At 75.3% G+C, this 23,818-nt stretch carries 20 protein-coding genes, 1 pseudogene and 2 riboswitches; of the genes and pseudogenes, 15 read left to right on the top strand and 6 right to left on the bottom strand.

Annotated elements, in window-relative coordinates:
* The 3 genes from bluB to PVE36_RS05390 all read right to left on the bottom strand — a co-directional run bounded on the left by bluB (window position 1) and on the right by PVE36_RS05390 (window position 5,810).
* Complete coding sequence (gene bluB, locus PVE36_RS05400; protein WP_277455069.1) at window positions 1–1,695, bottom strand: 5,6-dimethylbenzimidazole synthase; 1,695 nt, start codon at window positions 1,693–1,695, stop codon at window positions 1–3.
* Window positions 1,696–1,751: 56 nt separating this feature from the next.
* Complete coding sequence (gene cobN, locus PVE36_RS05395) at window positions 1,752–5,426, bottom strand: cobaltochelatase subunit CobN (RefSeq protein ID WP_277455067.1); 3,675 nt, start codon at window positions 5,424–5,426, stop codon at window positions 1,752–1,754.
* Window positions 5,427–5,504: 78 nt separating this feature from the next.
* Window positions 5,505–5,573: riboswitch (cobalamin riboswitch) on the bottom strand.
* 18 nt (window positions 5,574–5,591) lie between these two features.
* Window positions 5,592–5,810 carry a hypothetical protein gene (locus PVE36_RS05390; protein ID WP_277455065.1) on the bottom strand — a complete coding sequence of 73 codons (219 nt, stop codon included), beginning with the start codon at window positions 5,808–5,810 and terminating at the stop codon, window positions 5,592–5,594.
* Window positions 5,811–5,903: 93 nt separating this feature from the next.
* On the opposite strand from PVE36_RS05390, the gene PVE36_RS05385 reads away from it, so the two are divergent.
* The 9 genes and pseudogenes from PVE36_RS05385 (at window position 5,904) to PVE36_RS05350 (ending at window position 14,094) form a co-directional block, all read left to right on the top strand.
* Window positions 5,904–7,091 (top strand): cobalamin biosynthesis protein CobG, encoded by a 1,188-nt coding sequence (locus PVE36_RS05385; protein ID WP_277455062.1) that lies wholly within the window; start codon window positions 5,904–5,906, stop codon window positions 7,089–7,091.
* Complete coding sequence (locus PVE36_RS05380) at window positions 7,088–7,756, top strand: precorrin-8X methylmutase (RefSeq protein ID WP_277455060.1); 669 nt, start codon at window positions 7,088–7,090, stop codon at window positions 7,754–7,756. The genes PVE36_RS05385 and PVE36_RS05380 overlap by 4 nt, the downstream gene beginning before the upstream one ends.
* Window positions 7,753–8,406, top strand: a pseudogene (cobI, locus tag PVE36_RS16200) (precorrin-2 C(20)-methyltransferase); the annotation flags it as partial. The gene PVE36_RS05380 and the pseudogene cobI, both read left to right, overlap by 4 nt.
* A gap of 191 nt (window positions 8,407–8,597) precedes the next feature.
* Entirely contained in the window at window positions 8,598–9,374 is a 777-nt protein-coding gene (locus tag PVE36_RS16195) for a precorrin-3B C(17)-methyltransferase (protein WP_346780638.1), read from the top strand.
* Window positions 9,375–9,423: 49 nt separating this feature from the next.
* Window positions 9,424–10,278, top strand: coding sequence for a UbiA family prenyltransferase (locus PVE36_RS05370; protein WP_277455058.1), 855 nt, complete (start codon window positions 9,424–9,426; stop codon window positions 10,276–10,278).
* Window positions 10,275–11,447: an NAD(P)/FAD-dependent oxidoreductase gene (locus tag PVE36_RS05365; protein WP_277455057.1), complete on the top strand. Its 1,173-nt coding sequence runs from the start codon at window positions 10,275–10,277 to the stop codon at window positions 11,445–11,447. The genes PVE36_RS05370 and PVE36_RS05365 overlap by 4 nt, the downstream gene beginning before the upstream one ends.
* 1 nt (window position 11,448) lies before the next feature.
* Window positions 11,449–12,534 (top strand): 3-oxoacyl-[acyl-carrier-protein] synthase III C-terminal domain-containing protein, encoded by a 1,086-nt coding sequence (locus PVE36_RS05360; RefSeq protein WP_277455056.1) that lies wholly within the window; start codon window positions 11,449–11,451, stop codon window positions 12,532–12,534.
* 5 nt (window positions 12,535–12,539) lie between these two features.
* Window positions 12,540–13,070, top strand: coding sequence for an isoprenylcysteine carboxylmethyltransferase family protein (locus PVE36_RS05355; protein ID WP_277455765.1), 531 nt, complete (start codon window positions 12,540–12,542; stop codon window positions 13,068–13,070).
* A complete protein-coding gene (locus PVE36_RS05350) occupies window positions 13,063–14,094 on the top strand; it encodes an NAD(P)/FAD-dependent oxidoreductase (protein ID WP_277455055.1) in 1,032 nt (343 codons plus the stop codon). The genes PVE36_RS05355 and PVE36_RS05350 overlap by 8 nt, the downstream gene beginning before the upstream one ends.
* Before the next feature lie 23 nt (window positions 14,095–14,117).
* Here PVE36_RS05350 and PVE36_RS05345 read toward each other — a convergent pair whose 3' ends face one another.
* The 3 genes from PVE36_RS05345 to cbiE form a co-directional block, all read right to left on the bottom strand.
* On the bottom strand, window positions 14,118–14,675 hold the full coding sequence (locus PVE36_RS05345) for an acyl-CoA thioesterase (protein ID WP_277455053.1): 558 nt from the start codon (window positions 14,673–14,675) through the stop codon (window positions 14,118–14,120).
* Window positions 14,676–14,752: 77 nt separating this feature from the next.
* Window positions 14,753–15,526 carry a precorrin-4 C(11)-methyltransferase gene (gene cobM / locus PVE36_RS05340; RefSeq protein ID WP_277455052.1) on the bottom strand — a complete coding sequence of 258 codons (774 nt, stop codon included), beginning with the start codon at window positions 15,524–15,526 and terminating at the stop codon, window positions 14,753–14,755.
* Window positions 15,523–16,746 carry a precorrin-6y C5,15-methyltransferase (decarboxylating) subunit CbiE gene (gene cbiE, locus PVE36_RS05335; RefSeq protein ID WP_277455049.1) on the bottom strand — a complete coding sequence of 408 codons (1,224 nt, stop codon included), beginning with the start codon at window positions 16,744–16,746 and terminating at the stop codon, window positions 15,523–15,525. Before cbiE ends, cobM begins: the two co-directional genes overlap by 4 nt.
* Before the next feature lie 21 nt (window positions 16,747–16,767).
* A riboswitch (cobalamin riboswitch) is annotated at window positions 16,768–16,894 on the top strand.
* Window positions 16,895–16,946: 52 nt separating this feature from the next.
* On the opposite strand from cbiE, the gene PVE36_RS05330 reads away from it, so the two are divergent.
* Genes PVE36_RS05330 through PVE36_RS05305 form a run of 6 tightly spaced genes read left to right on the top strand, consistent with a single transcriptional unit; the run spans window position 16,947 to window position 23,817 of the window.
* Entirely contained in the window at window positions 16,947–18,323 is a 1,377-nt protein-coding gene (locus tag PVE36_RS05330) for an ATP-binding protein (RefSeq protein ID WP_277455047.1), read from the top strand.
* Window positions 18,227–19,066, top strand: coding sequence for a VWA domain-containing protein (locus PVE36_RS05325; protein WP_277455045.1), 840 nt, complete (start codon window positions 18,227–18,229; stop codon window positions 19,064–19,066). The genes PVE36_RS05330 and PVE36_RS05325 overlap by 97 nt, the downstream gene beginning before the upstream one ends.
* Complete coding sequence (cobO, locus tag PVE36_RS05320; protein ID WP_277455044.1) at window positions 19,066–19,680, top strand: cob(I)yrinic acid a,c-diamide adenosyltransferase; 615 nt, start codon at window positions 19,066–19,068, stop codon at window positions 19,678–19,680. Before PVE36_RS05325 ends, cobO begins: the two co-directional genes overlap by 1 nt.
* Window positions 19,674–22,262 carry a cobyrinate a,c-diamide synthase gene (locus PVE36_RS05315; protein ID WP_277455043.1) on the top strand — a complete coding sequence of 863 codons (2,589 nt, stop codon included), beginning with the start codon at window positions 19,674–19,676 and terminating at the stop codon, window positions 22,260–22,262. Before cobO ends, PVE36_RS05315 begins: the two co-directional genes overlap by 7 nt.
* A complete protein-coding gene (cobA, locus tag PVE36_RS05310) occupies window positions 22,259–23,023 on the top strand; it encodes a uroporphyrinogen-III C-methyltransferase (RefSeq protein WP_277455042.1) in 765 nt (254 codons plus the stop codon). Before PVE36_RS05315 ends, cobA begins: the two co-directional genes overlap by 4 nt.
* A complete protein-coding gene (locus PVE36_RS05305; protein ID WP_277455041.1) occupies window positions 23,020–23,817 on the top strand; it encodes an adenosylcobinamide-GDP ribazoletransferase in 798 nt (265 codons plus the stop codon). The genes cobA and PVE36_RS05305 overlap by 4 nt, the downstream gene beginning before the upstream one ends.
* Window position 23,818: the final 1 nt, after the last annotated feature.

Below are 23,818 nucleotides of genomic sequence, written 5' to 3'. Positions count from 1 at the left end.
TCAGCGGGTGCGGGCGGCGACGCGGCGCACCGCCAGTCCCTGCAGGAGCATCGAGGCGGCGAGGCAGGCGCCGACTCCCTCACCGGCCCGCAGCCGCAGGTCGAGCAGGGGCTCCAGACCGAGCTCGCGCAGCACGAGGGCGTGGGCCCGCTCGCGACTGACCTGCCCGGCGAGCAGGTACCCCTGCACCCCCGGCTCGAGACGTGCGGCGATGACCCCGGGCAGCGAGGCGGCAAGGCCGTCGAGGACGACGGGCGCACCCGCCGCGGCGGCACCGAGGGTGACGCCGGTCAGCAGCGCGATCTCCGGGCCACCGACAGCGGCCAGGAGGCGAAGGGGGCCGGGCGACCCGGCCTGCCCCCTCACCCGGGCGAGGGCCGCAGCCACGACCTCGCGCTTGCGCGCGACCATCGCCGCGTCGGAGCCGGACCCGAGGCCGACGGCGTCCTGGGGCTCGAGGTCGAGCAGGGCGCAGGCGAGTGCGGCGGCGACGGTGGTGTTGCCGACACCGACCTCGCCGAGGCAGACGAGGCCCGAGGCCGCTGCCTCGGCGCCGATCCCCCGACCGGCCGCGACGAGGGCCTCGGCGTCGGCGACGGTCATCGCGTCGGTCGTGGCGAGGTCACCCCGCGGGCCGGACGGGCGCGCGTCCCGGGCGCCGGCGACCCGGGTGGTCACGCCCGCGTCCACCGGGACGACGGCGAGACCGGCGCCCGCCGCCGTGGCGACACCGAGAGACGTCCCCGCGACGCTCGCGGTGAGCACGTCGCTCGTCGACGAGGCGGGGAATGCACTGACCCCGAGGTCGGTCACCGGATGGTCGGCCCCGGCGAGCACGAGCGTGCCGCCGGTGATGCCGTCCGCACCCACCGCGACCGTGCGGTCGAGCGCCCGGTCGAGCACCCCGAGCGACTCCGGCGGCGAGAGCAGCTCGTCGGCGGCGTCGGTGGCGCGGACCAGACTCTCGCCCGCGGGTGCCCGCAGGTGCGAGACGGGTTGTCGCGGCGCGCCCTCGTCCGCGGGCCACCGGTCGCGGATGACGACCTCGTCGAGCGGTGTCCTCCGCGACCACGCCGCCCGCTCCAGCCCGGGCGAGGGCGGCCGCTCGTCCGGCCAACCCAGGCACAACCAGCCGAGGGTGACGACGCCCTCGGGCAGGCCGAGCAGGTCGGCCAGCTCGTCGGGGTCGAAGAGCGTCACCCAGCCCATGCCCAGACCGTGCGACCTGGCCGTGAGCCACATGTTCTCGATCGCGGTGGCGCAGGACCACAGGTCCGCGTCGGGGAAGGTCGCCCGGCCCAGGACACCGGTCGCGGGTGTGCGCCGGTCACAGGCGACGACGACCCCCACCGGGGCCTCGCGCAGGCCCTCGAGCTTGAGGTCGAGCATGCGGGCGGCGCGCTCGGAGGCCAGGTGCTCCGCCTGCTCCAGACGCGCCCTGTCGGCCATCGCCGCGGCCCGGTCACGGGTGGCGGGGTCGGTGACGACGACGAAGCGCCACGGCTGGGAGTGGCCGACGCTGGGGGCGCGGTGGCCGGCCTCGAGGACGGCGGTGAGCAGGTCCTCGGGCACGGCGTCGGGTCGGTAGCGGCGGATGTCCCGCCGCCCGGCGACCACCGCGGCGAGCGCCTCGGTCACCGTCTCCCCCATCGCCCAGCCGGTGGGATCCTCCCGCCGCTGCGCGGCGCTGCTCACGTCCCCGACGGTGGGGACGGGTCGCGCGTACCGGGGGGCACCCCCTTCGTCGGACATCAGGCCTCGTCCGCCGTGTCCTCGAGGTCACCCTCGACGTCCAGGTACACCTGCTGCATCCGCTGCACGACCTCAGTATCGGGCTCCTCCCACAGGCCTCGGTCGGCGGCCTCGGTGAGCTTCTCGACGATGCCGCGCAGCGCCCACGGGTTGGCCCGGCGCATGAACTCCTGGTTGGCCCCGTCGAGGACGTAGTCGCGCGCGATCCGGTCGTACATCCAGTCGTGGACGACGCCGGCGGTGGCGTCGAAGCCGAAGAGGTAGTCCACGGTCGCGGCCAGCTCGAAGGCGCCCTTGTAGCCGTGCCGCTGCATCGCCGAGACCCACCGCGGGTTGACCACGCGGGAGCGGAAGACGCGGTTGGTCTCCTCCTGCAGGGTGCGGGTCCGCACGGCGTCCGGCGAGGTGGAGTCGCCGACGTACGCCTTCGGCTCGGCGCCCGTCAGCGCGCGGACGGTGGCGACCATGCCGCCGTGGTACTGGAAGTAGTCGTCGGAGTCGAGGATGTCGGACTCCCGGTTGTCGACGTTCTTCGCCGCGACCTGGATGCGTCGGTAGGTGCGCTCCATGTCCTCGGCGGCGGGCGCCCCATCGAGGTCGCGCCCGTAGGCGTAGCCGCCCCACTGCGTGTAGACCTGCGCGAGGTCCTCGTCGCTGCGCCAGCTGCCGGACTCGACGACCTGGAGGATGCCGGCGCCGTAGCTGCCGGGCTTGGAGCCGAAGATCCGTGTGCGCGAACGTCGCTCGTCCCCGTGCTCGGCGAGGTCGGCCGCCGCGTGGGCGCGCACGTGGTTGTCCTCAGCGCTCTCGTCGAGCCCGGCGACGAGGGCGACGGCGTCGTCGATGAGTGCGATGACGTGCGGGAAGGCGTCGCGGAAGAACCCGGAGATGCGCACGGTGACGTCGACGCGGGGACGACCGAGCTCGGCGAGCGGGATCGGCTCGAGCCCGGTCACGCGACGGGACTGCTCGTCCCACACCGGGGTGACGCCGAGCAGCGCGAGCACCTCGCCGATGTCGTCACCAGAGGTGCGCATGGCCGAGGTGCCCCACATCGACAGGCCGACCGAGCGCGGCAGCCCGCCGGTCTCCTCGCGGTAGCGCTCCAGCAGCGAGTCCGCCATCGCGGTGCCGGTCTGGTAGGCCAGCCGCGAGGGGATCGCCTTGGGGTCGACGGAGTAGAAGTTGCGTCCGGTGGGCAGGACGTTGACCAGGCCGCGAAGGGGGGACCCGCTCGGCCCCGCGGGGACGTACCCGCCGTCGAGGGCGTGCAGGACGACGTCGAGCTCCCGGTCGGTCGCCGCGAGGCGTGGCACGACCTGGGTGGCGGCGAACTCGAGGACGCGGGTGACCTCGTCGGCCCGGTCGGCACCGAGGTCCGGCTCCTCCTGCGCGACGACGGTGCTCGCTGAGCCGGCCGACCAGTCGCGTGCGGCGAGCCCCTCGACGAGGCGACGGGCCCTCCCTTCGACCGCGTCGGTCTCGGTGGCCGAGGCGTCCTCGCCGAGCCCGAGTGCGGCGCGCAGGCCGGGCACGGACCCGACCTGCCCGGAGAAGACCTGGGCGGCACGCAGGACCGCGAGCACGAGGTTGACCAGCTCCTCCCCCTCCGGGGCCCGGCCGAGGACGTGCAGACCGTCGCGGATCTGGACGTCCTTGATCTCGCAGAGCCAGCCGTCGACGTGCATGACGAGCTCGTCGAAGCCCTCCGCGTCGTCGAGGTCGACGTCCGTCAGACCGAGGTCGACGTGCATCTGCGCGGCGTGGATCAGCTGCCAGATCTCACCGCGCAGGGCCGGGGCCTTGGCCGGGTCCATCGCGGTGACGTTGCCGTACTCGTCGAGCAGCTGCTCCAGGCGCGCGATGTCGCCGTAGGACTCGGCGCGGGCCATCGGCGGGATGAGGTGGTCGACGATCGTCGCGTGGGCGCGGCGCTTGGCCTGGGTGCCCTCGCCGGGGTCGTTGACGAGGAAGGGGTAAATCAGCGGCACGTTGCCCAGCGCGGCGTCGGTGCCGCAGGCGGCGGACATCGCGAGGTTCTTGCCGGAGAGCCACTCGAGGTTGCCGTGCTTGCCGACGTGGACGATCGCGTGCGCACCGAACTCCTCCTCGATCCAGCGGTAGGTCGCCAGGTAGTGGTGCGTGGGCGGGAGGTCCGGGTCGTGGTAGATCGCGATCGGGTTCTCCCCGAAGCCGCGCGGGGGCTGCACGAGCAGCGCGACGTTGCCGCGCACGAGGGCCGCGGTGACGATCTCCCCCGTCGCGTCCCGGGTGGTGTCGACGAAGACCTCACCCGGCGCCTCGCCCCAGTGCTCGGTCATCGCCTCGCGCAGCTCGTCCGGGAGGCGGTCGAACCACTCGCGGTACCGGTCTGCGGGGATGCGCACCTGCGCGTCCTCGACCTGCTGCTGGGTGAGCCACTCCTCGTCCTGTCCGCCGGCGGCGATGAGCTCGTGGACCAGGGCGTTGCCGCACGTGGTGTCGGGCGCCTCGCCGTCGACCTCGGGCAGCGGGTCCATCCCGACGTAGCCCTCCCCGAGGTCGTAGCCGGCCTCCCGCATCGCCCGCAGCAGGCGGACCGTCGAGACCGGGGTGTCCAGGCCGACGGCGTTGCCCAGGCGGGAGTGCTTCGTCGGGTACGCGGAGAGGACGACCGCGACCCGGCGCTGCGCCGGCGGGGTGGAGCGCAGCCGCGCATGGCCCACCGCGATGCCGGCGACGCGGGCGGCGCGCTCGGGGTCGGCGACGTAGTGCGGCAGGCCCTCCTCGTCGAACTCCTTGAACGAGAAGGCGACCGTGATCAGCCGCCCGTCGAACTCGGGGACGGCGACCTGGGTGGCGACGTCGAGCGGGCTCATCCCGTCGTCCGAGTCGGCCCAGTCGGCACGGCCCCAGGTCAGGCACAGCCCCTGCAGGATCGGGATGTCCAGGGCGGCGAGCGCCTCGACGTCCCAGGCCTCGTCGTCCTCCCCGGCACCGGCGGTGGCGGGTCGCGTGCCGCCGGCGGCGAGCACGGTGGTCACCATCGCGTCGAGGGTGGCGAGGTGGTCGAGCAGCCCCTCGGGGGCATCGCGCAGGGAGGCGGCGTGGATGACCTCGCCGTGGCCGCCGGCCGCGTCGATCGCGTCGGCGAGGGCGTGCGCGTAGGCGGTGTTCCCGGCGGCGTACTGGGCGCGGTAGATGAGCACGCCGACCCGGGGTCGCGCGGCCCCGTCGGGAAGGGGGTCGGGCACCTCGCGCTCGAGGACACCCCACGTCGGCAGGGCCCTCGGGGCGTCGAAGACCTCCCCGGTGAGCAGCAGGGTGTCCCCGAGGAAGGCGTGCAGCTGGGTGAGGTTCGTCGGCCCGCCCTCGGCGAGGTAGCGGTGCGCCTCGGCGGCCGTGCCCGGGGGGACGGTGGACAGCTCCATGAGCGCGGCGTCCGGCTCCTGGGTACCGCCGAGGACGACGAGCGGGGCTGTGCCCGAGCGCAGCTCGGCGAAGCCCTCCCACAGCCCCTGCGGGGAGCCGAGGTACCGCACGACGACGACGTCGGCGCCGGCGACGCGCTCGGCGACCTGGTCGTCGGTCAGGCGGGCCGGGTTGCCGACGACGAAGTCGGCTCCCGAGTCGGCGGCGGTCCGGGCGCTGAGCAGGTCGGTGTCGGACGTGGACAGCAGGGCGACGGTGGGCACGTCGGGCGCTCCTTGAGCGGGGTTCCGCGCCCCGCGGTCGAAAGGGACCCGCGCCGTGTGCACGGGCCAGCGGATCCGACGTTTCTGACTCGCGAATCGATCGCTCACAGTGGCGGGACCGTCCCGGGTTCGCACCGGGTTCCGTCTGGATCTGCCGAGCGCAGCCTACCCACCCGGGCGGTCGCGCCTGCCGGCCGTCCACCTCATCCGCTCGTGCACCGCCACCAGCTGCCGGTACCCGATGGCGATGTTCGCGAGGACCTCGGGCACCCGCCACTCGCCCACCGGCAGCCGCTCGGCGCGCGGCATGGTCGAGCGGCCCAACGCCGCCAGCCACACGCCGACGAGCACGAGGATCAGTACGGCTGTCAGGACATCCAGCATGCGGCCCTCCCGGCACGGTCTCCCCCCATTAGAGCCGCGACCGACACGGAGGACAAGGACCGCACCACCGGACCCTGCGTATGCTGCGACCCCGTGTCCACCCCTTCGCCCTCCCGGGACGGTGCCGACCGCTGCCCGGGACTGCTGGCGCCCTTCGTCTCCGCGGACGGCGCCATGGTTCGGCTGCGCTTCCCCGGTGGTCGGATCGAGGCGTCGACGCTGGGCGAGATCTCCTCCCTCGCAACGCGATTCGGTGACCCGGACATCACGCTCACCTCCCGCGGGAGCGTCCAGCTGCGCGGCCTGCCGGATCCGCTCCCCCGCGAGCTGGTCGCCGCCGTCGACGCCCTCGGCCTGGTCCCGTCCGGCGCCCACGACAGGGCCCGCAACATCGTCGCCGACCCGGCGGGCGTGCTGGACGACCTCGTCGCCGAACTCGACGCGGGACTCCTCGCCGACCCGGACCTCGCGGGACTGCCCGGGCGGTTCCTGATGGCCGTCGCCGAGCCGGACGGGCCGGTCCTGGCCGAGCCGTGGGACGTCGCGATCGTGGACGAAGGGGGGTCCGCTCGCGTCGTCGTCGACAGCAAAGGCGTCGTGGTCGCCCGCGCCGATGCCGTCGGGTGCGCTCTCGACGCCGCCCGGCGCTTCCTCGCGAGGCGTACCGACGAGCGCACGTGGAACGTGCGGGACCTGCCCGCGGCCGATCGGGCCGACCTGCTGCCGGGGGGCACCCCCTTCGCGCCCGCTCCCGGTGGGCCACCGGCACCGGGAGTCCACGGTGACGACCTCGTCGCCCTCGTGCCGCTGGGGGTGCTCACTCCGGAGATGGCCGAGGTGCTCTCCGGGCTTCGAGGCTCGTCGCAGAGCTCCTCACACCTCAGCCGACGTGCATCGGTGGCTGAGGTGCGAGGCCGCCCGCGGCCGAGCCTCGAAACCACCCTGCGCACCACCCCGTGGCGGTCGGTCGTCGTGCCCGGGGGCGCCGCGCACGCGGACGACCTCGCGGCCGCGGGGTTCGCGACGAGTGCCGACTCCCCCTGGACGGTCCTGACCGCCTGCGCCGGGGCACCCTCGTGCGGCCGCACGACGACGCGGACGCGCCGGATCGCGCGGGAGGCGGCCCCCTTCGTCGACATCGACGGACCACCCGTGCACGTCATCGGGTGCGACCGCTCCTGCGGCCACCCCGCTCGCCCGCACAACATCTCCCTGAACCCGTCGACCGCTGCGGACATCGTTGCCGCACAACGCTCCCCACGACCCGAGAAGGACCGATGACCGTGCTCATCCAGCCCCCGCGGCGCTACGACTACGTCACCGACGGCCAAGAGATCTACCGCCGCTCCTTCGCGACGATCCGCAACGAGGCCGACCTGTCCGCGCTGCCGCCGAGCCTGCACGGGGCCGCGGTGCGGATCATCCACGCCGCCGGTGACGTCGCGATCACCCGCGACGTCGCCGCCCACCCCGGCGTCGCCGACGCCGCGCACGCGGCGCTGGCCGCCGGGGCGCCGATCCTCACCGACAGCCACATGCTCGCCTCGGGGGTGACCCGACGGCGGCTGCCCGCGGACAACGAGGTGGTCTGCACCCTGCGCGACGGCTCCGTGCCGGACCTGGCCCGAGAGTGGGAGACCACCCGCGCCGCTGCCGCCGTGTCCCTGTGGGCGGACCGGCTCAAGGGGTCGGTCGTGGCCATCGGCAACGCGCCGACCGCCCTGTTCCACCTGCTCGAGATGCTCCACGACGGGGCGCCGCGCCCGGCCGCGATCATCGGGATGCCGGTCGGCTTCGTCGGGTCGGCCGAGTCGAAGGCCGCCCTGGCCGGGCACGAGCTGCCCGGCGGCCCCGTGCCCTGGCTCGTCGTGCACGGCCGACGCGGCGGGTCGGCGATGGCCGCCGCCGCGCTCAACGCCCTCGCGAACCCGGACGAGCTGGCATGAGCGCGCACTTCTACGGTGTCGGCGTCGGCCCCGGCGACCCCGAGCTGATCACCCTCAAGGCCGCGCGGCTCATCGCCGGGGCCGACGTCGTCGCCTACCACGCGGGCACCGGCAAGCAGTCGATGGCGCGGTCCATCGCAGCCGACCTCATCCCCGAGGGTGTCGTCGAGGAGGAGCTGCGCTACCCGGTGACGACCGGCTTCACCGACCACCCGCGCGGCTACTACGGGGCGCTGGCCGACTTCTACGACGAGTGCTCCGACCGTCTCGAGGCGCACCTGGCAGCGGGGCGCACGGTCGTGGTCCTCGCCGTCGGGGACCCGCTGTTCTTCGGGTCCTTCATGTACGTCCACGACCGGCTCAGCCCCCGCTACCCCACCGAGGTGGTCCCGGGCATCACCTCGCTGTCGGCGGCCACGGCGGCCGTCGCCACCGGGCTGTGCCGCCACGAGGACACCCTGACCGTCCTGCCCGGCACGCTGCCCGTCACCGAGCTGGCCCGACGGCTCGCCGACACCGATGCGGCGATCATCATGAAGCTCGGCCGCACCTTCGCCGGCGTGCGCGAGGCGCTGCGCCGGGCCGGCGTGCTCGAGCGTGCCGTCTACGTCGAGCGAGCCTCCGGCACGGGGGAGGTCGTCCTGCCCGCCGCCGAGGTGGACGAGGGACGGGTGCCCTACATGTCGCTCGTCGTCGTCCCGGGGGAAGGGCTGCGCGACGACGCGGCGGGGCGGGCGGCCGACTTCGCACGGCTGACCGCGACCACCGACGAGGGCGACCTCACGCCCCCTTCGTCCCCCGGCACCGTGCACGTCGTCGGTCTCGGCCCCGGGCCGGACCGCTGGCTCACCCCGAGGCGGCCGAGGTCCTCGCCGGGGTCGACCACGTCGTCGGCTACGGCCCCTACGTCGCCCGAGTGCCGCAGCGGGAGGGGCTGGCGCGGCACGCCTCGGGCAACGGCGTGGAGACCGACCGCGGCCGGCTCGCACTCGACCTGGCCCGCTCCGGGGACGAGGTCGCGCTCGTCTCCGGCGGGGACGCGGGGGTCTTCGGGATGGCGACGGCGCTCTTCGAGTCCCGGGAGGTCGCCGTCGTCGACGACCCCGGCTACGCGGACGTCCGGGTGCGGGTGGTGCCCGGCGTGACCGCCGCGCACGCCGCGAGCGCGCTCGTCGGCGCCGTCCTCGGCGGCGACCACGCCCTGGTGAACCTCAGCGACAACCTCAAGCCGTGGGAGGTGCTCGCCGACCGGCTCACCGCGCTCGTCTCACGGGACGTCTCGGTCGCGCTGTACAACCCGCGGTCGCGCTCCCGCCCGGAGACCCTCGGCGCCGCGCGCGACCTGCTCGTCGACGCGGTCGGCCCCGACCGGGTGGTCGTCGTCGCCCGCCACGTGGGGCGCGACGAGGAGGCCGTCGTCGTCACCACGCTCGGTGGGCTCGACGTCGACGCCGTCGACATGGGGTGCCTCGTCGTCATCGGCGCCTCGACCACGCGCGTCACCGCGGACGGCTGGGTCTGGACGCCCCGCTCGCTGGGGAGCAGGGTGGGGGTGGACAACCCGTCCCGGACCGGACCCGCGGACGCGTCATCGCATGCCCGCCCCTCCCGCGGGTAGGACCCGGGCTGCGGACGCGGTCCGTGACACCGATCCGAAGGAGCCGCCGGTGAGCAGCGAATCCCGCAGCCTGCTCGGGACCGGCCGTCCGTCCACCTCCCCCCGCGTCTGGTCGGCGCTGCTCGGCGCCGCCCACCCGGGTCCGGCACTGGCGGTGACCCTGCTGGCGGCGGCCTTCGCCGTGTCGACCGGTCTGGCTCCCGGGCGGGCCGCGCTCGTGACGGCCGCGGTCCTCACCGGGCAGCTGTCGATCGGATGGGGCAACGATCTCCTCGACGCCCGCCGTGACCGTGCCGTCGGTCGGACCGACAAGCCCCTGGCCACCGGTGAGCTGCCGCTCCCGGTGGCGCGGTTCGCGTGCGCGGGGGCGATCGCGGCGACCGTGGTGCTGTCCCTGGCCTGCGGCCTCGTGGCCGGGGCGGTGCACCTGGGGTGCGTCGCCGCGGCCTGGGCCTACAACCTGGGCATCAAGGCCACGGCGTGGTCGTGGTTGCCCTACGCCCTCGCCTTCGGGGGGCTGCCCGTCTTCGTCACCCTCGCCGCCCCGGGCTCCGGAGCGCCATCATGGTGGATCGTCGCCGCCGGGGCGCTCCTCGGCGTCGGCGCGCACCTGCTGAACACGCTGCCGGACCTCGCGGACGACGAGGCGACCGGTGTCCGGGGCCTGCCGCACCGGATCGGTGCCCGTGCCGCGTCGGTCCTGGCCGTCGCCGCCCTGACCACCGCATCGGTGGTGGTCGCCGTGGGAGCCCGGCAGGTGCCCCGGCCGGTCGTGGCGCTCGTGCTCGTCGCGGTCGTCGCCCTCGCCGGGCTCGCGCTGGTCGCCCGTGGCCGGGTCCCCTTCCGGGCAGCGATCGGCATCGCGGTGCTGGACGTGCTGCTGCTGGTGGTGGCGGCCGGATGAGCGAGGAGACCTGGGACCTCGCCGTCGTCGGCGCCGGACCCGCCGGCTCGACCGCGGCCCTGGCGGCGTTGGCCCAGGATCCCACCGCACGCGTGCTGCTGCTGGACCGGGCAGGCTTCCCCCGCGACAAGAGCTGTGGGGACGGCATCGCCCCGCACGTGCTGGACGTCCTCACTCCCCTGGGTGCCGCCGACGTCGTGGACGGCTGGCGGCCCCTGCAGCGCCTGGAGCTCTCGCGGGGTCGACGCACCGTCGACGGGCGGATGGCGCGGGCGGTCCGGGTGGTCCCGCGCGAGGTCTTCGACGCCCGGCTCGTGGACCACGCGGTGGCCGCGGGCGCGCGGTTGGTGCGGCACCGGGTCCGGGACGTCCGGGTCGAGGACGGTGCCGTCGTGCTCGACGACCACATCCGGGCCCGGGTCGTCGTGGCCGCCGACGGTGCGCGCTCGGCGGTCCGCACCGCCCTGGTCGGTCCTCGCCGCGTACGGCAGGCCATCGCGATCCGCGGCTATGCACCGACCCCGCCCGGGCGAGCCGGGCGCCAGCTGATCCGGTACGGCGAGGGGCGGACCCAACCGTCCTACGCGTGGGCCTTCGACCGCGGCGACGAGCTGTCCAACGTCGGCTACGGGGAGATCCTCGGTGGCCCGCGGCAGCCCTCGCGGAGCGTGCTGCTCGAGCAGCTCGAGCAGCTGCTGCCGGGGACCGTCCCGCAGGCCGAGCGGTGGCGCGGCCACCACCTCCCGCTCTCGGGCTGGGGGTGGCGGACCGAGCAGCCCGGCGGCCCCGTCCTCTACGCCGGCGACGCCGCCGGCCTGGTCAACCCGATGACCGGCGAAGGCATCTACTACGCGGTGGCCACCGGTGCCGCCGCGGGCCGCACCGCCATGACCTGCGTCGCCGACCACGCGCCGGTCGCCGCCGGCGCCCGGTACCGGAGCGCGGTGCGGAGCCGGCTCGAGCGGCACCTGCACCACACCTGGCTGGCGGGACGGCTGACCCGCCACCCGCAGGTCGTCGAGGCCGGGATCACTGCCGCGGGCAGGGACCAGCACACCTTCGACGACCTGGTCGAGCTCGGGCTCGGGGACGGCAAGCTGACGCCTCGCCTCGTCGCCTCGCTGGGTGGCAGCCTGATCCGCAACCAGCTGACGCCGACGAGAGGCTGACATGTCGACCACCCAGGTGCTCTCCGTCCGAGGGGCGCTGCCGCCCCACCGGCACAGCCAGGGGGAGATCACCGACGCCTTCGCCGAGGTCATCGCCCGTGGGCAGGTCGACCAGCGGGTGCTGCGGCGGCTGCACGCCAACGCCGGCGTGGAGCACCGCAACCTGGTGCTGCCCATCACGCGTTACGGCGAGCTCGAGGACTTCGGCCAGGCCAACGACCTCTTCCTCGAGCACGCCGTGGCCCTCGGCGCCCGGGCGCTGTCCGACGCGCTGGAGGCCGCCGGCCTGCGCCGGGAGGACCTCGACCTGCTGGTCTGCGCGACCGTGACCGGCCTGGCCATCCCGTCACTCGACGCACGGATCGCGGCCGTGCTCGGGCTGCGGCCCGATGTGCGCCGGGTCCCGATGGTCGGTCTCGGGTGCGTCGCCGGGGCCGCCGGAATCGCCCGCCTGCACGACTACCTCGGCGGCCGTCCCGGTCGGGTGGCGGCGCTGGTCACGGTCGAGCTCTGCTCGCTGACCGTGCAGCGCGACGACACCTCGATGCCCAACCTCGTCGCCAGCGGCCTCTTCGGCGACGGTGCCGCGGCCGTGGTGGCCCGCGGCGGCGACGGGACGGCGTCCGAGGGCCCCGTCGAGGTCCTGGACAGCCGCAGCCGCCTCTACCCCGACTCGGAGCGCACCATGGGCTTCGACGTCAGTCACCACGGGCTGCGGATCGTGCTCGACGCCCAGGTACCCGCGATCGTCGGCCGCTACATCCGCGAGGACGTCGACGGCTTCCTCGCCGACCACGGCCTGTCCCGGGCGGACATCGGGTGGTGGGTCTGCCACCCGGGCGGCCCGAAGGTCATCGACGCGCTGCGCGATGCCCTCGACCTGAGCGACCACGACCTCGCCCTGACGCGGGAGTCGCTGGCCGACATCGGCAACCTCTCCTCCGCCTCGGTGCTGCACGTGCTCGCCGACACCCTGCGGGAGCGGCCTCCCGTGCCGGGCAGCCTCGGGATGCTCATGGCGCTGGGACCGGGATTCTGCTCCGAGCTGGTCCTGCTGCGCGCCCGCGAGGAGGGCGGTGCACCGTGACCGGACTGACCCCCTTCGTCGTCGTGGTCGGGCTCGTCGCCCTCGAGCGGCTGGCCGAGCTCGTGGTCTCCCGGCGCAACGCCGCGTGGAGCCTCGCGCGCGGTGGGCGCGAGTACGGCCGCGGGCACTACCCGGCGATGGTGGTGCTGCACTCCGGGTTCCTCGTGGCCATGCTGGTGGAGGCCTTCGTGCGCCGCCCGGAGGTACCGACGGTGCTCGCGTGGTCGATGCTCGCGCTGGTCGTGGCCTCCCAGGCGCTGCGCTGGTGGTGCATCCTCACCCTCGGTCCCCGGTGGAACACCCGGGTCATCGTGGTGCCGGACCTGCCCGCGGTCCGGACCGGCCCCTACCGCGTCCTCGCCCACCCCAACTACGTGGCGGTGGTCGTCGAGGGCATCGCGCTGCCGATGGTGCACGCCGCGTGGATCACCGCGGTGACGTTCACCGTCCTCAACGCGATCCTCCTGACCGTGCGGCTGCGCGTGGAGGACGCCGCCCTCGCGTCGCTGCCCGAGCCCGGACCCGTCGATGCGTGACCTGCTGGTGGCCGGGGGCGGACCGATCGGACTCGCCGCGGCGCTCTACGCCACCAGGGCCGGGCTGGACGTCGCGGTCCGCGAGCCGCGGACCGGTGACATCGACAAGGCGTGCGGCGAGGGCCTGATGCCCGGTGCGGTGGCCGCGCTGGACGACCTGGGCGTCTACCCCCACGGGCACCCGGTGCGCGGCGTGCGGTACCTCGACGGGACACGGACGGCGCAGGCGGACTTCCGGTACGGGACGGGGCTGGGCGTGCGACGCACCGTGCTGCACGGCGCCCTGCGTGCCCGTGCGGCCGAGGCCGCGATCGAGGTCGACCACCGCCCGGTGCGCGAGGTCCTCGACCGCGGCGACCACCTCGTCGTCGACGGGGAGCCGACCCGCTACCTCGTCGCGGCCGACGGGCTGCACTCACCGGTGCGCCGGCTGCTGGGACTGGGCCGGACCCCGGCGCGCCATCGACGCTACGGGCTGCGCTGCCACGTCGAGGTCGAGCCGTGGACCTCCTACGTCGAGGTGCACTGGTCCGGCGCCGGCGAGGCCTACGTCACCCCGGTGGCCGAGGACGTCGTCGGGGTGGCCGTGCTCACCTCCGGACCACGGCCGATGCCCGAGCTGCTCGCGCAGTTCCCGCTGCTGGGCAGGCGCATCGCCGGGCGGGCCACCTCACGGACCCGGGGCGCCGGCCCCCTGCGGCAACGGTCCCGGTCGAGGGTCGCCGGGCGGGTGCTCCTGGTCGGCGACGCCGCAGGCTACGTCGACGCGCTCACCGGCGAGGGCATCGCGCTGGGGATGGCGCAGGCCCGGGCCGCGGTCGCCGCCCTCGCGGAGGGGCGACCGCAGCGCTACGAGGGCGACTGGCGCCGCCTGCGCCGACGTCACGACCTGCTGACCGGGGGGCTGGTCCTGGCCACCGCCGTGCCACCGGTCCGTCATGGGATCGTCGGTGCCGCAGCCGGGGTGCCCGCCGTCTTCGACGCGGCGGTCAACCAGCTCGCCCGACCGGCCCGCGCGCGGTGAGCTCGCGACGACCGTGACGCCGCTCAGCCCCAGAAGGGTGGCGGCCCCGCGGGGGCGTCCGCGCGCGGTGACGGCAGACGGGCGCCGTCTCCCCACCCCTTCGCCCAGTCGGGGACCCGCGAGGGCGGCGGGTCGATGCCCAGCAGCTGCCACAGGCGGGCCGGGGCGACACCGGTGCCGCGCTGCAGGAACCGCGTGCGCACCAGCGCCTGCGCGCACACCTGGCCGGCGACCACGAACCGCTGCTCGTAGAAGACGCTGACCCCGTCCCACCCGGCGAGGTGGCTGTGCAGCTCGAAGGCCTGCAAGGGCTGCAGCGAGGTGCGGAAGGTCATCGTCTCCTGCATGACGACCGGCGCGACACGGTGGCGTACCTGGGCGCGGATCCAACCGGACCGGATCGCCAGGTCGATGCGACCGAGGTCGGCCATGGTGAAGTAGACGCCGTTGTTCATGTGGCCGGCGAGGTCGATGTCGTTGGGCAGCACCCGCAGCGGGAGCACGGCTACCCCTCCGGTGGCGACCCGGCCGCGACGGCGGGCGGTCAGGGCGGTCCAGACGACGCGCGGGGCACGGTTCACGATGATCCTTCGACAGGTGCAGAAAAACAGGTGCTACCGAAGGGTAACCCGATCCGCGTGCCCGTCGGCACGCGCTCTCAGTCGCGTGCGGGGCCACGTCCTCCGGTCAGCCCCTCGACCCGGCGGCACGAGTACAGGTGCGACTCGACGAAGTCCTCGGCCCGCAGCGCCCGGCCGACGACGATGACCGCCGCCTGCCGCAGGTCGTGGGCCTCGACCCGATCGGCGATGTCGGCGAGGGTGCCGCGCAGGACGAGCTCCTCGGGCTGCTCGACGCGGTGGGCCACGGCGACCGGGCAGTCCGCGCCGTAGTGCTCGACGAGGCGCCCGGCGAGCTCGCGGACCCGCCGGACCGCCAGGTGGAGCACGAGGGTCGCGCCGGTCGCGGCGAAGGACTCGAGCGACTCCCCCGTCGGCATCGCCGTCGAGTCGCGCTGGGCTCGGGTGAGCACCACCGACTGGGCGACCTCGGGCACGGTCAGCTCGCGACCGAGCCGGGCGGCGGTCGCGGCGTAGGCGGCGATCCCCGGGGTGATGTCCCACGGGATGCCGCGCGCGTCGAGGCGGCGGGTCTGCTCGGCGATCGCGGAGTACACGGACGGGTCGCCGGAGCACAGCCGGGCGACGTCCTCGCCGCGCTCGTGGGCGGCCGCGATCTCGACGGTGATCCGGTCGAGGTCGAGGTGCTGGGTGTCGACGAGGCGGGCCCCGTCGGGACAGTGCGCGAGGACCGCCGCGTCGAGGTAGGTGCCGGCGTAGAGGCACACCGGGCTCTCGGCGAGCAGCCGCGTGGCGCGGACGGTGAGCAGGTCGGCGGCCCCGGGGCCGGCGCCGATGAAGTGGACGGTCATGGTTCTCCTCGGACGACGGCGAGCTGGACGACGGCACGGGCCGGCGTCCACGACAGGTGGGCGCCGAGTGGGACGGCCCGCTCGACGGTCAGGCGGGTGAGGTCCCCGCCGGTGCGTGCGTGCAGGGCGTGCAGCACGGCCTCCCCGTCGAGGGTCACCGCGTGCGCGACGAGGCGGCCCCCGGGACGAAGGGAGGACCAGGCCCTCCCGAGCACCGGCTCGGCCAGTCCCCCGCCGACGAAGACCGCGTCCGGCCGCGTGAGCGCGCTCGGGTCGGCCGTCGCGGTGTCGTCGTGGATGACGTGCACCCGACCGGCCAGGCCGAGGGCGCGGGCGTTGGCGGTGATCCGCTCGGCGCGGGCGGCGTCCTTCTCGACGCACGTGGCGGTGGCCCGGTCGGCGCCCAGGCACCACTCCAGGGCGATGGTCCCGTTGCCGGCGCCGAGGTCCCACAGGTGCGCGCCGGGGGTGGGCCGCAGCCGCGCCAGGGCGCTGGCGCGCACGTCCCGCTTGGTCACCTGCCCGTCGTGCTCGACGAAGTCCTCCACCCGCCCCGGCATTGCCCCGGCGGTCGTCACCGCACCCGGATCGTCGGCGCGCACGTCCAGGCAGCACAGGACGAGGTCCGAGGTGGCCCCGGCGAAGGCGTCCGCGCGGGCGGCGAGCGCGCCTTCGCCCGGGCCGCCCAGGTGCCAGCGTGCGGTGAGTTGCGTTGCGCCCCAGCCGTGCTCGGCCAGCAGCACACCGAGGTGGGCCGGGTCCGCGCCGTCCGAGCAGAGTACGACGATCCGGGATCCGGGGGCCAGGTGCGGCAGCACCGCCCGCAGGTCACGGCCGACGGTCGTGACGACGGTGGTCTCCTCGGCGGACCAGCCCTGGCGGGCGCGGGCGAGGACGTCCGAGGAGACCGCCGGGTGGATGCGCACGCGGTCGGCCCCGAGCAGGTCGATCAGGGTCGTCGCGATCCCGGAGCGAAGGGGGTCGCCGCTGGCGAGGACGACGACGTCACCGACCGACTCGGCGGACTCGAGCAGTCCCGGCAGGGCGGGGCGAAGGGGGCTGGGCCAGGCCACGAGGTCGGTCCCGGGGGCGGTGTGCTCGGCCACGAGGTCGAGGTGTCGCCGGCCGCCCAGCACGGTGGCGGCGTCGCGGACGAGGCCGCGCCGCCCGTCGTCCAGGCCGACCCAGCCGTCATCACCGATACCCACGACGTCGATCACGGAGGCCAACCATAGGCCCACGACCACCTGTGGCATGCTGGCGCCCGGCGCAGCCAACCGAGGAATCCGGTGCGAATCCGGAGCGGTCCCGCCACTGTGAAGGCCCACGGGCCAAGCCAGGACATCGGTCTGCGCTCGTCGGAGCGAGCCCGCCCCGGCGACGTCGTACGGCGAGCGTGGACACTCGCCAGGAGGCATCAGTGACCCGCTCCGGCTCTGCACCCAGCTATCCCTTCACGGCACTCGTCGGCGCGCAGGAGCTGACGACCGCCCTCGTGCTCAGCGCGATCGCCCCGGAGATCGGTGGTGTCCTCGTCCGTGGTGAGAAGGGCACGGCCAAGTCCACCGCCGTGCGCGCGCTGGCCTCCGTCCTGCCCGAGCAGCACATCGCACAGGACTGCCGCTTCGGGTGCGACCCCGACCGCACCGAGGAGTGCCCCGACGGCCCGCACACCGGTGCGGCGACGACCCGACCGGCACGACTCGTCGAGCTGCCCGTCGGCGCCACCGAGGACCGGGTCGTCGGCTCCCTCGACCTGCGCCGCGCCCTCGGCGACGGCGAGGCCGCCTACCAACCGGGGCTGCTCGCCGACGCCCACCGCGGGATCCTCTACGTCGACGAGGTCAACCTGCTGCACGACCACCTCGTCGACGTCCTCCTCGACGCGGCGGCCATGGGGCGCAACACCGTCGAGCGCGACGGCGTCTCGATCTCGCACCCGGCCCGGATCACCCTCGTGGGCACGATGAACCCCGAGGAGGGCGAGCTGCGCCCCCAGCTGCTCGACCGCTTCGGCCTGACCGTGCACGTCGCGGCCAGTCGTGACCCGCACGAGCGCGCCGAGGTCGTGCGCCGGCGACTCGACTCGGACGCCGACCCCGTGGGCTTCGCCGCGCGCTTCGCCGCGTCCGAGGCCGAGCTGACCCAGCGCCTCGCCGCCGCCCGCGAGGCCGTGCGCCACGTCCGGCTCGACGAGCGCACGCTGCGCACCATCGCCCGGGTGTGCGCCGGCTTCGACGTCGACGGGATGCGCGCCGACATCGTCACCGCGCGCACCGCCGCGGCCCACGCCGCCTGGCAGGGCCGCGACCACGTCACCCGTGCGGACGTCCGCGCCGCCGCGCTGCTCTCGCTCCCCCACCGACGGCGCCGTGCCCCCTTCGACGCCCCCGGCCTGGACGAGGACCTCCTCGACGCGCTCCTCGACGACGAGCCGGAGGACGACCCGCCCGGTGGTGGGGACTCCCCCGGCGACGGCGAAGGGGGCGACGGCGGCCCCGAGGAGGACGCACCGCAGGGCGACGGGCCGGACGGCGCTTCCGACGACTCGTGCGCTACCCCACCGCGTGAGGTAGCGCACGAGGGCCGCGACGCACCGTCACCCGCCGCAACGGACCACGCGCCGGACGACGCCTCCGACCCGGTGGATCCCCCTTCGCCCGAGTCCGGGGACGCGCCCCCGGCGGCATGCCGGTCCCGGTGGGCACCGCGAGCGCGCAGGAGCCCTACCGCGCCCGTCGGCTCGAGCTGGCCGGCGTCGGCTCCGGCCCGTCCGGGCGGCGCTCCCCCGCGCTGACTCCCCGCGGCCGCGTGGTCGGCGTCCACCCGGCCGACCGCGAACCGGCGGGCTCGCCCGTGCACCTGACCGCCACCCTTCGCGCCTCCGCCGCCCGCCGCGCGAGCGGCCTCGGTCCCGCCCGGGTCACCGGCGCCGACCTGCGCCACGCCGTCACCCGCGGCCGGGAGGCCAATCTCGTGCTCCTCGCCGTCGACGCCTCGGGGTCGATGGCCGCCCGCAAGCGGATGAGCGAGGTCAAGACCGCGGTCCTGTCCCTGCTGCTGGACGCCTACCAGCGCCGCGATCGCGTCGGGCTGATCACCTTCCGCGGCACGGGCGCCGAGGTCGTCCTCCCGCCGACATCGTCCGTGGACGCCGCCGCCGCCCGGCTGGCGGAGCTGCCCCACGGCGGTCGCACGCCCCTGGCCGAGGGCCTGACCGAGGTCGCCCGCGTCGTCGCGCGCGAGCGGGTGCGCGACCGCCACCAACGCGCCCTCGTCGTCCTCGTCACCGACGGCCGCGCGACGGCCGGCGAGGACGCCCTCGCCCGGTCCCGGGTGGTGGCCGACCGGTGGGGCGACGCGGCGTCCTCCGCGGAGACGGTCGTCGTCGACTGCGAGTCGGGCCGCTTCCGCATGGGCCTGGCCGCCGACCTCGCGGCGCGCATGGGCGCCGAGCACCTCCCCCTCGAGCAGGTCGCCGCCAGCGGTCTCGTCGAGATCGTCACCGACCGCACCCACACCCGACGGAGCGCCGCCTGATGGCCCGCGGACGCACTCCGGTCACGCCGGACGACGGCCTCACCACGCGGCAGCGCCGCCACTCCCCGCTCGTCGTCGTCCACGGCGGCACCGGCAAGGGCAAGTCCACCGCCGCCTTCGGGCTCGCGCTGCGCGGCTGGAACCAGGGCTGGCCCATCGGCGTCTTCCAGTTCGTCAAGTCCGCCAAGTGGCGGATCGGCGAGGAGGAGGTCTACCGGACCCTCGGCCGCCTGCACGAGGAGACCGGCGAGGGCGCGCCCGTCGAGTGGCACAAGATGGGCTCGGGCTGGTCCTGGTCGCGCAAGGCCGGGACCGAGGAGGACCACGCCGCGGACGCCCGCGAGGGGTGGGCCGAGATCAAGCGCCGTCTCGGCGCGGAGACGCACACCGTCTACGTGCTCGACGAGTTCACCTACGTCCTCAAGTGGGGCTGGGTCGACGTCGACGACGTGGTGGAGACGCTGAGGCAGCGCCCCGGCTACCAGCACGTCGTCATCACCGGCCGCGACCCGCACCCCAAGCTGCTCGAGATCGCCGACGTCGCGACCGAGATGACGAAGGTCAAGCACCCCTTCGACCGCGGCCAGAAGGGCCAGAAGGGCATCGAGTGGTGACCTCACCGGAGCAGGTGAGCGCCCCCCTTCCCCGCGTGCTCGTCGCCGCCCCCGCCTCCGGGCACGGCAAGACGACCGTCGCCGTCGGGATCATGGCGGCCCTGGCGCGCCGCGGCCTGGCCGTCGCACCGGCCAAGGTCGGGCCCGACTACATCGATCCCGGCTACCACGCGCTCGCCACCGGCCGGGCGAGCCGCACCCTCGACCCGTGGCTGGTGGGCGAAGGGAGGGTCGCTCCCCTCCTCGCCCGCGGGGCCACGCACCCCACGGCCGCGGACATCGCCGTCATCGAGGGGGTCATGGGTCTGCTCGACGGGCGCCTGGGCACCGACGGCTTCGCCTCCAGCGCGCACGTCGCGACGCTCACCCGCACCCCGGTCGTGCTCGTCGTGGACATCTCCGCCACGTCCCGGACGGTCGCCGCGACCGTGCACGGGCTCGCGGCGATCGACCCGCGGCTGGACGTCGTCGGCGTCGTGCTCAACAAGGCCGGCACCCACCGGCACGGGGAGGAGGCCCGGCGGGCCGTCGAGGCCGTCGGCGTCCCCGTGTGGGGCGTGCTCGCCCGGGACGCCGGGATGCACGTCCCCTCGCGCCACCTCGGGCTCGTCCCGGCCGCCGAGCGCGACTCCGCCGCCGCGACGCTGGACCACATCGCCGCGGTCGCCGAGCAGCACCTCGACCTCGACGCGCTGCTCAGCGCCGCGGGCACCGCTCCCGACCCGGAGGTCGAGCCGTGGTCGCCCGGGGTCGCGGTGAAGCCTTCGGTCCCGGCCGGCGCCGACCGGCCCGTCGTGGCCGTCGGCGGCGGGCGTGCCTTCACCTTCCGCTACCCGGAGACCGTCGAGCTGCTCGAGGCCGCCGGCGCACAGGTCGTCGAGCTCGACCCCGCCCGCGACGCGGCGCTGCCCGCAGGGACGTGCGGGTTGTATCTGGGCGGAGGCTTCCCCGAGGTCCACGCGCGGACACTGTCGACGAACCGCCCCCTCGTGGAGGACATCCGGGCCGCCGTCGCCGCCGGGATGCCGACCGTGGCCGAGTGCGCGGGGATGCTCTACCTCGCCGACTCCCTCGACGACCACCCGATGGTCGGCGCCGTGCCGGCACGGGCCGCGATGGGCCGGCGGCTCACCCTCGGCTACCGCGAGGCGCTCTCGGCGACCGACTCGGTGCTCGGACCGGCCGGCACGCGTGTCACGGGGCACGAGTTCCACCGCACCCGGACCTCCCCCGGCGCGGGGACGAGCGCCGCCTGGTCGCTCGACGGGCGCGAGGAGGGCTTCGCCCTCGATCCCGCCGGCACGGGTCGCGCCACCCTCGTCGCCTCCTACCTGCACACCCACTGGGCCGGCTCTCCCGGCCTCGCCTCTTCCTTCGTCACCGCGGCGGCAGCCTGGTCGGGTTCGGGAGGGCGTGCCCCGACTCAGGGGCGGCCCTTCGAGGCTCGCCCGCCGGGCGGACTCGCACCTCAGGAACCGCCGCGAAGCCCCAAGGGGCATCCCTGCCGAACCTCGCCGAGCAGAACCATCGTGTCCGGAGAGCAGGGCGACCCTCTGCGTCACCACGGCGACGCCGAGCTCGCCGACGACCTCGTCGACCTCGCGGTCAACGTGCGACTGGACCGGCCACCCGCGTGGCTCGCCGCGGCACTGGTCGACGAGCTGACCTCGGTCGGGACCTACCCGGACGCCACCCGCGCCCGCGACGCACTCGCTGCCCGGCACGGCCTGGCGCGGGACCAGGTGCTCCCGACGAGCGGCGGCGCCGAGGCGTTCACCCTCCTCGCGCGCGCCCTCACCCCGCGCGACGCCGTCGTCGTCCACCCGCAGTTCACCGAGCCGGAGGCAGCCCTCGTCGCGGCCGGCCACGACGTGCGTCGGGTGCTCCTGCGACCGGAGGAGGACTTCGCGCTCACCGACGCCGCCGCCGAGGAGATCGGCGACGCCGACCTGGTCGTCCTCGGCAACCCGACCAACCCGACGGGGGCGCTCCACCGGGCCGAGGCCATCCGCTCCCTCGTGCGGGCGGGACGCGTCGTGCTCGTCGACGAGGCCTTCATGGACGCGGTGCCCGGCGAGACGCAGTCCCTGCTGCCCGGTGACCTCACCGGGCTCCTCGTGGTGCGCTCGCTGACCAAGACGTGGGCCGTCGCAGGCCTGCGCGCGGGATACGTCGCCGGCGACCCGGACCTCGTCGCCGCCCTCGCCGCCCAGCAGCCGCACTGGTCCGTCGGCTCCCTCGCGCTGCGCGTCATGACCGAGACGGCCGCTCCCCACGCCGTGACCGAGGCCGCTCGCGCCGCCGAGGAGACCACCCGCTGGCGCGCCCACCTCGCCACCGGGCTGGCCCACCTCGGCGTCCCGACGACCGGCACGCACGCCCCCTTCGTCCTCGCCCGGGTGGGCCCCGGCGTCCGCGACGAGCTGCGCACCTGCGGCTGGGCCGTGCGCAGGGGGGATACTTTTCCGGGGTTGGACCCTTCGTGGGTACGGATCGCCGTCCGTGACCCGCACACCATCGACGGCCTGCTGCGCGAGCTGGGTCGGATCCTGCCACGACGAGAGCACACGAGGTCAGCATGAGCACTCCCCCCAGCGACGGCACCGGCCGCGTCCTCCTCGTCGGCGGCGGGCCCGGCGACCCGGGTCTGCTCACCCTCGCCGGACGCGACGCGCTCGCCGCGGCGGACGTCGTCGTCACCGATCGGCTCGCACCCCTGGCCTCGATCGCCGAGCATGCCCCGCAGGCCGAGGTGATCAACGTCGGCAAGATCCCCCGCGGGGAGTTCACCCCGCAGGAGCGCATCAACGACATCCTCCTGACGCACGCGCGCGCCGGCCGGACGGTCGTGCGGTTCAAGGGCGGCGACGGGTACCTCTTCGGCCGGGGCGGCGAGGAGTGGCAGGCGTGCACCGACGCCGGCATCCCCGTCGAGGTCCTGCCGGGCGTCTCCTCGGCCTTCGCCGTGCCCGCCCTCGCCGGGATCCCCGTCACCCACCGCGGCCTGTCCCAGGGAGTCGCGGTCGTCTCCGGGCACGTGGCCCCCGAGGACCCGCGCAGCGAGGTCGACTGGCCGGCGCTGGCCACCTCCGGCCTGACCCTCGTCGTGCTCATGGGGGTGGCCACGCTCGGTCCCATCGCGCGGGCCCTCGTCGAGGCCGGCCTCGACCCGGCCACGCCGGCCGCGTCCATCGCGAACGGCGCGAGCCCCGACCAGCGGGTCGTGCGCGCTCCCCTGTCGGGGATCGCACGCGCCGCGGACGAAGGGGGCATCGCCCCGCCCGCGATCACCGTCGTCGGGGACGTCGTGGCGGCGTTGGCCGGCATGGAGGACCTCGGGTGAGCACGACCGGCGACGGGCTGCGGCTGGCACTGGGGACCTTCACGAGGATCCCCAGCGGCACGGTCACGCTCGATGGGGGCACGGCCCGCGCGGCGCTCCTGCTCGCGCCCGTCGCGGTACTGCCCCTCGCCCTCCTCGCCGGACTGGTGGCCGCGGGCGTCGAGGTGGGGCTGCCGCCCCTCGTCGCCGGCGGGCTCGTCCTCCTCGTGCTCGCGCACGGCTCCCGGGCCATGCACCTCGACGGGCTCGCGGACGTCGTCGACGGACTCGGCGCCGGCTGGGACCGCGAGCGGGCGCTGACGGTGATGCGTTGCGGGGACATCGGCCCGATGGGCGCCGCGGCCCTCGTGCTCGTGCTCCTGCTCCAGGCCGCCGCCATCGCCGACCTCCTCGCCGCCGGCTGGCGAGGGGCCCTCGTCGTGGCCGCCGCGGTGCTGCTCTCCCGGTCGGTGTGCGCGCGGCTGTGCGCGACGGACGCGACACCGGCGGACGGCTCCCGGATGGCGGCGGCCTTCGTCGGCACCGTGCCCGTCGTCGCCGCGGGGGCCCTCGCGATCGTCATGGCCGGGGTCCTCCTCCTCGCGACCCTCCCCCAGCTGTCCCTCCTCGAGGGCAGGGACCTGCTACGCGGCGGCCTCATGGTCCTCCTCGCGGTCGTCCTCGGCCTGCTGGCCCCGGTCCTCCTGCGCGAGAAGGCCCTCGCCGTCCTCGGCGGGATCAACGGTGACGTGCTCGGGGCCGCCGTCGAGGTCACCCTGACCACCACCCTCGTCGTCCTCACCCTGGCGTGGTGAG

It is taken from the genome of Janibacter sp. DB-40 (genome assembly GCF_029510815.1).
GTDB lineage: Bacteria > Actinomycetota > Actinomycetes > Actinomycetales > Dermatophilaceae > Janibacter.
This window is presented reverse-complemented; position numbering and strand designations above follow the sequence as displayed.